The following is a 12205-nucleotide window of genomic DNA, read 5'->3' as shown; positions in this document are numbered from 1 at the left end:
TCCTTGATCGGCCCGAAGATGCGCGCGCAGAAGAGGCCATCACGCTCCGGCTTGAAGGTCCGGTAGTTGATGGTCTCGGGCTTCTTGATCTCGCCATAGGACCAGGACAGAATCTTCTCGGGGCTGGCGAGAGAGATCTTGATCTGGTCGAAAGTCTGGACCGGAACCTGCGGGTTGAAAAGGTTCATGACCTCTTGGTTCATCGGTACTCTCCTGAAAGGCGGGCCAGCGAATACGCGCACCGCCTGCGCGCATCGGCTGCCGCCGTATTAATCCCGAATAGCGACGGTGGTGAGGCGCGGCGGATTACTCCGCCGCGTCCTTCGCCATGTCGGCGTCGCCCTGGCCAGGCTGGTCCTTGGAGTTGGTCAACTCGACGTTCAGACCCAGCGAGCGCATTTCCTTGACGAGCACGTTGAAGCTCTCCGGAATGCCGGCCTCGAAGGCGTCGTCGCCGCGCACGATCGCCTCGTAGACCTTGGTACGGCCCGCGACGTCGTCCGACTTGACCGTCAGCATCTCCTGCAGGGTGTAGGCCGCGCCATAGGCCTCGAGCGCCCACACCTCCATCTCGCCGAAGCGCTGACCGCCGAACTGCGCCTTGCCGCCCAGCGGCTGCTGGGTCACGAGGCTGTAGGGACCGATCGACCGGGCGTGGATCTTGTCGTCCACGAGGTGGTGCAGCTTCAGCATGTAGATGTAGCCGACCGTCACCTGACGATCGAAGGTCTCGCCGGTCCGGCCGTCGTAGAGGGTCGACTGGCCGGAGGTCTTGAGACCCGCCCGCTCCAGCATCTCCACCACGTCCGGCTCGCGCGCACCGTCGAAGACGGGGGTTGCGATCGACACGCCGCGCTTGAGCTCCGTCGCCAGCCGGATCATCGACTCGTCGTCGAACTCGCCGACCTTCTCGGTCTTCGGGCTGCCGGCGAACAGGTCCACCACCTGCGTGCGCAGGTCGGTCGGGTCGCCGCTCACCTTGTAGGCCTCGAGCAGCTTGCCGATCTTCTTGCCCATGCCGGCACAGGCCCATCCGAGATGGGTCTCGAGGATCTGGCCGACGTTCATCCGGCTCGGCACGCCGAGCGGGTTGAGCACGATGTCGACGTGGGTGCCGTCCTCGAGGAACGGCATGTCCTCGACCGGCACGATGCGCGAGACCACGCCCTTGTTGCCGTGGCGTCCGGCCATCTTGTCGCCGGGCTGGATCTTGCGCTTCACGGCGACGAAGACCTTGACCATCTTCATCACGCCGGGCGGCAGTTCGTCGCCCCGCTGCAGCTTCTCCACCTTGTCGATGAAGCGCTGCTCCAGCCGCTTGCGGCTCTCGTCATACTGCTTGCGCAGGGCCTCGATCTCGGTCATCGCCTGGTCGTCGGCGACCGCGAACTGCCACCACTGCGAGCGCGGATGCTCGGCGCGGATCTCGGCCGACACGACCGTGTCCTTGCGGAAGCCCTTCGGGCCGGCAACGCCCGGCTTGCCGTCGAGCATCTCGGCCAGGCGGCCGTAGATGTTGCGGTCGAGGATCGCCTGCTCGTCGTCGCGGTCCTTGGCGAGGCGCTCGATCTCCTCGCGCTCGATCGCCATGGCGCGCTCGTCCTTCTCGACGCCGTGGCGGTTGAACACGCGCACCTCGACGATCGTGCCGGCGCGCCCGGGGGCAGCCGCAGCGACGTGTCGCGGACGTCGGACGCCTTCTCGCCGAAGATGGCGCGGAGGAGCTTTTCCTCCGGCGTCATCGGGCTTTCGCCCTTCGGCGTGATCTTGCCGATCAGGATGTCGCCCGGCTGCACTTCGGCGCCGATGTAGACGATGCCGGCTTCGTCGAGGTTCTTCAGCGCCTCTTCCGACACGTTCGGAATGTCGCGCGTGATTTCCTCCGGCCCGAGCTTGGTGTCGCGGGCCATGACTTCGAACTCCTCGATGTGGATCGAGGTAAAGACGTCGTCGGAGAGATCTTCTCGGAGAGCAGGATGCTGTCCTCGAAGTTGTAGCCGTTCCACGGCATGAACGCGACGAGCACGTTGCGGCCGAGCGCCAGATCACCGAGATCGGTCGAGGGACCGTCGGCGATGATGTCGCCCTTCTCGATCACGTCACCGACACGCACCAGCGGACGCTGGTTGATGCAGGTGTCCTGGTTCGAGCGCTGGAACTTCATCAGCCGGTAGATGTCGACGCCGGACTTCGACGCATCGGTTTCGCGGGTTGCGCGAATGACGATGCGGGTCGCGTCGACCTGGTCGACGATGCCGGCGCGGCGGGCGCCGATCGCGGCGCCCGAGTCACGGGCGACGACGGCTTCCATGCCGGTGCCGACGAAGGGCGCCTCGGCGCGAACCAGCGGCACCGCCTGGCGCTGCATGTTCGAGCCCATCAGCGCGCGGTTCGCGTCGTCGTTCTCGAGGAACGGAATGAGCGCGGCCGCGACCGACACCAGCTGCTTGGGCGAGACGTCCATGAGGTCGACGCGCTCACGCGGCACCTGGATCACTTCGCCGGCGTGGCGGCAGATCACGAGGTCGCTGGTGAAGTTGTTGTTCTCGTCGAGACCGGCGTTCGCCTGCGCGACCGTGTACTTGGCCTCCTCCATCGCCGAGAGGTAGACGACCTCGTCGGTGACGTGGGTGTCCACCACCTTGCGGTAGGGGCTTTCGATGAAGCCGTACTTGTTCACCCGCGCAAAGGTGGCGAGCGAGTTGATCAGGCCGATGTTCGGGCCTTCCGGCGTCTCGATCGGGCAGATGCGGCCGTAGTGGGTCGGGTGCACGTCGCGCACCTCGAAGCCGGCGCGCTCGCGGGTCAGGCCGCCCGGTCCAAGCGCGGAGAGACGGCGCTTGTGGGTGATCTCCGACAGCGGGTTCGTCTGGTCCATGAACTGCGAGAGCTGCGAGGAACCGAAGAACTCGCGCACGGCGGCAGCCGCCGGCTTGGCGTTGATCAGGTCCTGGGGCATGACCGTGTCGATGTCGACCGAGGACATGCGCTCCTTGATCGCGCGCTCCATGCGCAGCAGGCCGACGCGATACTGGTTTTCCATCAGCTCGCCGACCGACCGAACGCGGCGGTTGCCGAGGTTGTCGATGTCGTCGATCTCGCCCTTGCCGTCGCGCAGTTCCACCAGCGTCTGGATCACCGCGAGGATGTCCTCGCGGCGCAGGACGCGCACGGTGTCCGGGCACTTCAGGTCGAGGCGCATGTTCATCTTGACGCGGCCGACCGCGGACAGGTCGTAGCGTTCGGCGTCGAAGAACAGCGACTTGAACATCGCTTCGGCAGCGTCGATGGTCGGCGGCTCACCCGGGCGCATGACCCGGTAGATGTCGAACAGCGCGTCCTCGCGGGCCTCGTTCTTGTCGGCGGCCAGCGTGTTGCGGATGTAGGCGCCGGTGTTGACGTGGTCGATGTCGAGCACGGTCAGCTCGTCGAAGCCGGCCTCGACCAGCTGCGCGATGATCTTCGGCGTGAACTCCTCGCCCGCCTCGACGTAGATCTCGCCGGTCTGCAGGTTGACGAGATCCTCGGCGAGATACTGGCCCTCCAGATCCTCGTCGGTCACCTTGATGGCCTTGAGGCCCTTCTCGGCGAGCTGACGGGCGGCGCGCGCGGTCAGCTTGCGGCCGGCCTCGAGCACGATTTCCCCGCTGTCGGCGTCCACGAGGTCGCCGATGATCTTCATGCCCTTCATGCGCGCCGGGTCATACGGCATGCGCCAGCCGTCCGCGTCGCGGGTGTAGGTGATCTTGTTGTAGAAGGTGTCGAGGATCTCCTCGCCGTCGAGACCGAGGGCGAACAGGAGGCTCGTCACCGGGATCTTGCGGCGACGGTCGATGCGCGCGTGGACGATGTCCTTGCTGTCGAACTCGATGTCGAGCCACGAGCCGCGATACGGAATGATGCGCGCGGCAAACAGCAGCTTGCCCGACGAATGGGTCTTGCCCTTGTCGTGGTCGAAGAACACGCCCGGCGAACGGTGCATCTGCGAGACGATGACGCGCTCGGTGCCGTTGACGATGAAGGTGCCGTTGTCGGTCATGAGCGGCATGTCGCCCATGTAGACATCCTGCTCCTTGATGTCCTTGACGGACTTCGCGCCGGTGTCCTCGTCGACATCGAACACGATCAGGCGCAGCGTCACCTTGAGCGGGGCGGCGAAGGTCATGCCGCGCTGGCGGCATTCGTCGACGTCATACTTCGGCGCCTCGAACTCGTAGCGGACGAATTCGAGGAAGGACGTGCCGGCAAAATCGGAGATCGGGAACACGGACTTGAAGACGGCCTGGAGGCCCTCCTCGGGACGTCCGCCATCCGGTTCATCGATCAGCAGGAACTGGTCGTAGGACGCCTTCTGGACCTCGATGAGGTTCGGCATCTCCGCGACTTCGCGAATATCGCCAAAGAACTTGCGAATCCGCCTGCGGCCGTTGAACGTCTGGGCCATTTTCGCTCCTCGTCTCCACCGGATCGGCTGACCGGAGCCCGCCCCGCCCCAGGTTCAGGGGCGAAGGCGGGCTCGGGTCAGCCACCCCGGCGGCTCTCGTCAATCGGGTCGTCCCGCCTCACCTCCGGCTTGCGTCGGCTGGGTGGCTGAACGACGTTCAGCGCGGCTGGGCCGCGCAGTCACTTCCGTCTCGGATCGGGGCCGGTGTCCTGCGCAAGACGCCCCATCCGCACGGCATATCCGGACCAGGCCCCGGAAAGGCCAGTGGACGGGGCGGAAAACCGCCCCGTCCAGGCGAAATCACTTGATTTCGACCTTCGCGCCAGCCTCTTCGAGCTGCTTCTTGAACTTGGCGGCGTCGTCCTTGGACGCGCCTTCCTTGACGGCCTTCGGAGCGCCTTCGACCAGGTCCTTGGCTTCCTTGAGGCCGAGACCCGTGATCGCACGCACTTCCTTGATCACGTTGATCTTCTTCTCGCCGGCTTCGACGAGGATCACGTCGAACTCGGTCTTCTCTTCGACTTCGGCGGCCGGGGCGGCAGCGCCGCCGGCGGCGGCGACGGCAACCGGAGCCGCAGCCGAAACGCCCCACTTCTCTTCGAGCATCTTCGAGAGCTCGGCGGCCTCGAGGACGGTCAGGGCCGACAGCTCGTCGACCAGCTTGCTAAGATCAGCCATTTTTCACTCTTCCTTCGATCGGTTCGAACCAAACTGGAACAATTGTGTTTGCGAGGAACGGCCTCACGCCGCTTCGTCCTTCTTGGCATAGGCTCCGAACACCCGGGCGAGCTGACCCGCCGGGGCCTGAACGACACCCGCGATGCGGGTGGCGGGCGCTGGATCATGCCGACCAGCTTGCCACGCAGTTCGTCCAGAGACGGCAAGGTCGCAAGGGCCTTGACGCCATCGGGGCTGAGATTGGTCGCGCCCATCGCGCCGCCAAGAATCACGAACTTGTCGTTGGTCTTGGCGAAGTCGGAGGCGACCTTCGGCGCGGTGACGGGATCCGCCGAGTAGGCGATCACCGTCGGACCAGTGAAGAGATCACTGATGTGTTCCGCGTCCGTGCCTTGAAGAGCAAGCTTGACGAGGCGGTTCTTCGCGACCTTGACCGAACCACCGGCCGCCCGCATCTGACCCCGAAGGGTCTGCAGCTGGGCGACGGTGAGGCCTTGGTAGTGGGCGACGACGACAACGCCGGTGTTCTTGAACACCTCGTTGAGCGTGCCGACCAGTTCCCGCTTTTCCGCTCTTTCCACGGCCTGTCTCCAGAAATGACCCCGATCCGGAACCCGGACCAGGATCGGTTTGCCACTGCCGCATCCGGCCGGATGCTCGCGATCTGAACAGAAAGCGGACGGACAGCCGGAGGCGACACTCGCTCATCCTGTCCGCCAGCTTTGCTCCGCATGCGGGCAAGGCAATGGCAAGAGGGCCGAACCGATCGGTGGGCCGGCTCGCGCCGGACACCGAAAAATCGGGTCTTCCTCCCGTCTCATGCAGGCCCAGATGGCTTAAACCGGCGAACCGGCACCTGCAGTCTCGGACAGGTTTTGGCCGCGCGGGGGAAGAGAACTTCCTCCGCCGGCCAGGTCATCCGGCCGGTTGCCCGGCCGGAAACTTCAAAAGTCGGTCGTCTCAGGCGCCAGCGGCGACAGAGCCGATCTCGACCTTCACGCCCGGGCCCATGGTCGACGAGACGGCCATGCGCTGGACGTAGGTACCCTTGCGCCCGCGGGCTTGGCCCGCTGCACCGCGTCGAGGAACGCGCGGATGTTCTCCAGCAGCGCCTCGGAGGTGAAGGACACCTTGCCGACGCCGGCGTGGACGATGCCCGCCTTCTCGACGCGGAACTCGACGGCACCGCCCTTGGCGTCCTTGACAGCCTGGGCCACGTCCATGGTCACCGTGCCGACCTTCGGGTTCGGCATCAGGCCGCGCGGGCCGAGCACCTTGCCGAGACGGCCGACGAGCGGCATCAGGTCCGGGGTCGCGATGCAGCGGTCGAAGGCGATGGTGCCGCCCTGGATCTGCTCGACGAGGTCTTCCGCACCGACGATGTCGGCGCCGGCGGCCTTCGCCTCATCGGCCTTCGGGCCGCGGGCGAACACGGCGACGCGGAGCGTCTTGCCCGTGCCGTTCGGCAGGTTGCAGACGCCGCGGACCATCTGGTCGGCGTGACGCGGGTCGACGCCGAGGTTGATCGCCACTTCGACGGTCTCGTCGAACTTGGCGCTGGCGCGCTCCTTCACCATGCCGAGGGCGTCGGTGAGCGTGTACACCTTGTTGGGGTCGATGCCCTCGCGGGACTTGACGATGCGCTTTGCGATCTTGGCCATGTCTTACCCCACCACTTCCAGGCCCATAGAGCGGGCGGAGCCTTCAACCATGCGCGACGCCGCTTCGACGTCGGTCGCATTGAGGTCGACCAGCTTGGTCTTCGCGATCTCCAGAACCTGCGCGCGGGTGATCGACCCGGCGGTGCCGCGACCCGGCGTCTTCGATCCCGAGGACACGCCGGCGGCCTGCTTCAGGAAATAGCTGACCGGAGGGGTCTTCAGCTTGAAGGTGAAGGTGCGGTCGGCGAAGATGGTGATCACCACCGGCACCGGCATGCCCTTTTCCATGCTCTGCGTCTGGGCGTTGAACGCCTTGCAGAACTCCATGATGTTCAGACCGCGCTGGCCAAGCGCGGGACCGATGGGCGGCGACGGGGTTGCCGAACCGGCCTTCACCTGAAGCTTCAGGTAGCCTGTAATCTTCTTCGCCATACTGCTCCACTCCCGTTTGCGTCCCTCGCGGCCTCGGCCGCGGGACATGAGAGACCGTGGTGCGGCCCCGCTATCGCCGGCGAAAGCAAGAGCGGATACCCTCCACGAAACCGGCCCGGACAGACGACCCGGACCGCGCGGGAGACGGGAACATCCCCTCCCCCGTTCCGCCGGACGGCAGGACCGCCGGCGAGAAACTTGTGATCAGACCTTCTCGACCTGAGCGAACTCCAGTTCGACCGGCGTCGCACGACCGAAGATCGACACCGCCACCTTGAGACGCGACCGCTCGTCGTCGACTTCCTCGACATGGCCGTTGAAGGAGGCGAAGGGACCGTCCGCCACCCGAACCTGCTCGCCGATCTCGAAGGTGACCGTCGGCTTGGGGCGTTCGACGCCCTCTTCGACCTGCTGGAGGATCTGCATCGCCTCGCGGTCGGAGATCGGGATCGGACGATTGTCGGATCCGAGGAACCCTGTGACCTTCGGCGTGTTCTTGATCAGATGGTAGGCTTCGTCCGTCATGTCCATGTGGACGAGGACGTAGCCCGGGAAGAACTTGCGCTCGGAATCGACCTTGCGACCGCGGCGCACCTCGACGACCTTCTCGGTCGGAACCAGCACCTGGTCGAAATAGTCCTGAAGACCGCGCTGCGCCACCTGCTCGCGAATCGATTCAGCGACCTTCTTCTCGAAGTTCGAATAGGCGTGGACGATATACCAGCGCTTGGCCATGTGTCGGATATCCCGGATACGTCGCGATGGCGCTCAGGCGCCGATCTGCAGCAGGAGGCGAACGCCTTCGGACAGCAGCGCGTCGACCGCCAGGAAGAAAAGCGACGCCACGACCGCCATCACGAAGACCGTGGCGGTGGTGATCAGCGTCTCGCGGCGGGTCGGCCACGAAACCTTCATGGTTTCGGTGCGAACCTGCTGCAGGAACGTGAAGGGGTTGGTCTTGGCCATCCATCTGCTCATGACATTCGGGCGCGCGGATGATTCCTCCGCACGCCGCGCTAAAGAACACGTTACTTATAATGCTCCCGAGGCGGATGCAACCCCCGTCCGGCCGGATTTTCACCACGGCCGGCCTGCCGATCCCGCGGCGATCCGGAGCGCCCGCACCCTATCGTCACGCGGCCCTTCGGGTCAACCGGCGGATCAGCCGCCCTTCGAGGGTTCAGCCTGCGTGCGCAGGGTGATGCCCGCCAGCAGCGAGGCCTTAGTGAAGGGCTTGCTGACGATCGGCACCGCCGTCAGCGCCTCCGGCAGCTTCAGCTGCTCGCCGTAGCCGGTCGCGAACACGAAGGGAATGCCGGCCTCGTGCAGCCGCTCGGCGATCGGCAGACTCGTCTCCGGGCCGAGGTTGAAGTCCAGCAGCGCAAAGCGCGGCCGCCGCCGGGCGATGGTGGCGAAGGCCTCCTCGACGGAGGCGACCTGCTCGACCGACGCGGCGCCGAGTTCCTGCATGATCTCCTCGGCATCGAGCGCGATGATGGCGTTGTCCTCGACGAGCAGGCAATGGCCCTCGAGCACCCTGGTCGGCACCGAGGTGAGGCGCGGCACGGCGCGGCGGGAGGCCATCGACACCACGGTCACGTATTCGGAGGGAATCAGGTAGCGGGCGACGACGCCGGTGATGTCGAGGTGGAACTCGGCCGTGCCGCGCAGTTCCGACGGAACGGTGCGCTCGATGATGGTCGTGCCGAAGCCGCGCCGCATCGTCGGCTGCACGGAGGGTCCTCCGGTCTCGCGCCATTCGATGGCGAGATCGCCGGTCTCGTCGGTGCTCCAGCTGACGGCGATGCGGCCGCGGTCGTCGGCAAGTGCGCCGTATTTCGCGGCGTTGGTCATCAGCTCGTGGAAGACCAGCGCCATGGTGGAGAAGGCCTTCGGATGCAGCAGCGCGTTCGGGCCCTCCAGCGTGATCCGCCGCAGGCTCTCGCCCACATAGACAGCCGCCTCCGCCTCGATCAGGCCGCTCAGCGAGGCCGGCTTCCAGTCGTCGCGGGTGATCTGGTCGTGAGCGCGCGCCAGCGCGTCGATCCGGGCGTTGAGTTCCTCGGCGAAGACCTCGGGATCATGGCCGCGCCGGCTCTGCGATACGAGGCCCCGGATCAGGCCGAGGATGTTGCGGACCCGGTGGTTGAGTTCGGCGATCAGCAGCTCCTGACGCTCCTGCGTCGTGCGCCTCTCGCGCTCGGCCGCATCGGTGATCTGCAGCACGATCTCGAGCAGCGACACGCGGACGAGTTCGGCCGCCTGAAGGTCGAGCTCGGTCCACATCGCCGACTGGCCGGCCACCGTCTCGCGCCAGGCCTCGAAGCTCTTGCGCGGGCTCAGCCGCGCGCCATTCGGACCGAAGGTCGTCGACTTCTCCGGCTTGCCGGCCCAGACGACCGACCGCACCAGTTCACGGCGGAAGAACACCAGATAGTCGCGCGGCGAGCGGGAGATCGGGATCGCGAGCAGGCCGGCTGCCCGGTCCACCATCTCGCGGCCGGGCTCGAACACGACGCCGAGCTCATGGGTGGCATAGATGCGGCTGGCGGCGGCGCGGTTGAGGAAACGCACGATCTCGCGCAGTTCGCCGGCGGTGGGCGTGACGCCCTCGATGTGGATCTCGCCGTCGATGTAGACGCCGACGCCGTCGCAGTCGACCATCTGCCGCAGATCGCCGATGATGTGGCCGATCTTGTCGAACGGCCGGCCATGGGTGGCGATCGTGCGCATCAGCTTGTCGTGGGCGGTGCGGGCGCGCTGCTCCTGCATCTCGCGAATGCGCTGCTTGCGCGATTCCAGCGTGAGCGAGAACATCCGTCCGAACAGTTCGGCCGCCGTGCGGCGCTCGAAATCGAGATATTTCGGCTGGTAGTCGTGGCAGGCCATCAGGCCCCACAACCTTCCCCGGTGCATGATCGACACCGACAGCGAGGCGCGCACGCCCATGTTGCGCAGATACTCGATGTGGATCGGCGACACGCTGCGCAGCACGCTGAGCGAGAGGTCGAGCGGCTGGCCCATGGGGTCGAGGGTGGGGACGATCGGCACCGGCACCGCTTCGGTGTCGGAAATGATCCGCAGCAGGTTGGTCTCGTAGAGCCGGCGCGCCTGCTGGGGAATGTCGGAGGCCGGATAGCGCAGGCCGAGGTAGGACGGGATGCCGGGCTTGACGCTTCGCCGATCACCTGTCCGGAGCCGTCCGGGGCAAAGCGGTAGATCATCACCCGGTCGAAGTCGATCAGCGACTGCAGGACGCGGGCGCCCTCCCCGCACAAGGCTTCGAGGGAATCGGTGCGCGACAGCCGTTCCGAGGCGGAATTGACGAAGGCCGACGAATTCTCGCCGGGCGCGAGCATCATGCTCTCCTCGCCTTCGACAACGACCACGTCGCCAGCGAGATGAATCGCGAGATCGTGACGTCGGCCCTGGCCGAAGACATCGACGGCGAACAGCCGCTCCACCGACGTCGGCCCCTCGAGGCGCCGCACAGCGCCGCGAACGAGATCGAGGGCGGTTCCTGTCACGACATCGGCCAGCGGACGGCCGAGCGTCTCCTCGGCGCCGCGCTGGCAGAAGGTGGTCAGGTTGGCCGAGGCGCGGGCCACGATCCAGTCGGCCGAGACGGCGAGGAGAAAGCCGAAGGGCTGGATGGTACCGAGCTGGTGGATCGGCTCGCGGTCGCAGTTGGAGAGATCGACGGGAAACTGAGTCGGGGCGTGCAAGTCCGATCCTCTCATTCTGCGTCTGCCGGCCGGGGCTGCCACAGCAGGGCGGCGTCATGGAACAGCCGGAACGTCGCCATGGCGCCGGCGCGAATCCCCGTCCACTCGAGCAGGGGGGCGCGGGCTTCGAGGCATCGGAGAAATTCGGCCCAGAACCGGCCGGGAGCGGCCTGCGACAGGAAACGGATCGGCGCACCGGGCTGGTCGGCTGCAATCTGCCGCCCGAGGAGCACGCCGCCGAGGCGCGAGCCTTCCATGACGTAGAGGGCACCCCATGCTTCCGCTTCGCTCCAGCCGGCCGTGTCGATCACCGGCGGCGGCGGGGCCGCGTCGAGATCCTCCAGATCGGCGGCGAGCGCTGCGGCCCGCCGGCGACGCGGCCAATCGGCCAGCATCGATCCGAAGCGGTCGTCAAGGGCCTGTTCCAGCGGCGCGAACACGGCGGACTGGGCGGCCAGATAGCGGCGATAATGGTCGGCACGGGCAAGATCGAAGGACGCAAAGACGGTCTCGGTCCGGTCGTGGAGCGTGGCCGTTTCGGCCCGCAGCCGGTCGCGGATCCCCGCGTATGCTGTTTCGCTCGTTCCAGTGGTCATGCGTCCGAAGGTCCGTCCGGAAGATTCGCGTGCGCCGCAACGGCAACGGGCCGTCGCTGCGGGAGTTTCTGACGACCGATGCAACAGGACGCGAGGTTGCACGCGGGGCGCGCACCCGTTTTTCCGACGCCGGCCTGAAAGGCAGAAGCTCTTCGCAAGAACAATGTTCAACGCGGCGGATTGTTCCCGGCCGCGCGACACCACTGTCAACAAAAGAGCCTGATCTGGCGGCGCGTCATCGGCCCGGGGCATCATGACCGACCGGTGCCAAGATGATCGATCGCCTTCGCACGTCTCGATCGTCGCGGCTTGGCCGTCACGTCTCGATGGCGCTGGCAGGGGCAGCAGGGCTCGAACCTGCGGCCTGCGGTTTTGGAGACCGCCGCTCTACCAACTGAGCTATACCCCTATCGCGGCACACGCCACGTCGCGGCCCTGATCGGCACCGCGTGCGGACATGTCATTATTGGCTTTCACCGGCGAATTCAAGAGGGCAAAGCCGGTTTCCGTCGCCTGCCCCCGGCGGCGCTCCCGCCCGCTCGCGCCGCCGCCGCACGCCAGATTGCGCAGATGTTTCAAGGCGCCTCAGGGGAGGTCCTGGCCAAAAGAAAAGGGGCGCCCCGAAGGACGCCCCTTTGCGGATCCGACCGTAGCCGGAACCCTCGTCAG

General features: G+C 66.3%; 7 protein-coding genes, 1 tRNA gene and 4 pseudogenes. All 12 read right to left on the bottom strand.

From position 1 onward, the window contains the following. A partial coding sequence (locus A6302_RS16955) for a hypothetical protein (protein ID WP_141703876.1) occupies nt 1-203 on the bottom strand: 203 nt, incomplete at its 3' end. Between the two features lie 103 nt (nt 204-306). Beyond that, a pseudogene (rpoB, locus tag A6302_RS16950) lies at nt 307-4444 on the bottom strand (DNA-directed RNA polymerase subunit beta). A 300-nt stretch (nt 4445-4744) separates the two neighbouring features. After that, the gene (gene rplL / locus A6302_RS16945; RefSeq protein WP_069308030.1) at nt 4745-5122 is read right to left on the bottom strand and encodes a 50S ribosomal protein L7/L12; all 378 of its coding nucleotides are present in this window, start codon (nt 5120-5122) and stop codon (nt 4745-4747) included. Between the two features lie 63 nt (nt 5123-5185). Next, a pseudogene (rplJ, locus tag A6302_RS21535) lies at nt 5186-5703 on the bottom strand (50S ribosomal protein L10). Nucleotides 5704-6082: 379 nt separating this feature from the next. Continuing rightward, a pseudogene (gene rplA, locus A6302_RS16935) lies at nt 6083-6783 on the bottom strand (50S ribosomal protein L1). A gap of 3 nt (nt 6784-6786) precedes the next feature. Continuing rightward, nucleotides 6787-7215, bottom strand: a complete 429-nt coding sequence (gene rplK, locus A6302_RS16930) for a 50S ribosomal protein L11 (RefSeq protein WP_069308027.1) — start codon at nt 7213-7215, stop codon at nt 6787-6789. A 204-nt stretch (nt 7216-7419) separates the two neighbouring features. Next, nucleotides 7420-7950, bottom strand: a complete 531-nt coding sequence (gene nusG / locus A6302_RS16925) for a transcription termination/antitermination protein NusG (RefSeq protein ID WP_069308026.1) — start codon at nt 7948-7950, stop codon at nt 7420-7422. A gap of 33 nt (nt 7951-7983) precedes the next feature. Next, complete coding sequence (gene secE / locus A6302_RS16920; RefSeq protein ID WP_069308025.1) at nt 7984-8181, bottom strand: preprotein translocase subunit SecE; 198 nt, start codon at nt 8179-8181, stop codon at nt 7984-7986. Between the two features lie 195 nt (nt 8182-8376). Further along, nucleotides 8377-10491, bottom strand: a complete 2115-nt coding sequence (locus A6302_RS16915; RefSeq protein ID WP_342586296.1) for an HWE histidine kinase domain-containing protein — start codon at nt 10489-10491, stop codon at nt 8377-8379. Nucleotides 10492-10643: 152 nt separating this feature from the next. Then, nucleotides 10644-10955, bottom strand: a pseudogene (locus A6302_RS25875) (hypothetical protein); the annotation flags it as partial. Beyond that, complete coding sequence (locus tag A6302_RS16910; protein ID WP_069308024.1) at nt 10952-11536, bottom strand: biliverdin-producing heme oxygenase; 585 nt, start codon at nt 11534-11536, stop codon at nt 10952-10954. The pseudogene A6302_RS25875 and the gene A6302_RS16910, both read right to left, overlap by 4 nt. Before the next feature lie 333 nt (nt 11537-11869). Further along, nucleotides 11870-11945, bottom strand: a tRNA-Trp gene (locus A6302_RS16905). Between the last annotated feature and the right edge of the window lie 260 nt (nt 11946-12205).

Source organism: Methylobrevis pamukkalensis, assembly GCF_001720135.1.
In the GTDB taxonomy this organism is placed as follows: domain Bacteria; phylum Pseudomonadota; class Alphaproteobacteria; order Rhizobiales; family Pleomorphomonadaceae; genus Methylobrevis; species Methylobrevis pamukkalensis.
The sequence above is the reverse complement of the archived record's forward strand: the minus strand, read 5'-3'. Positions and strand labels throughout refer to the sequence as shown.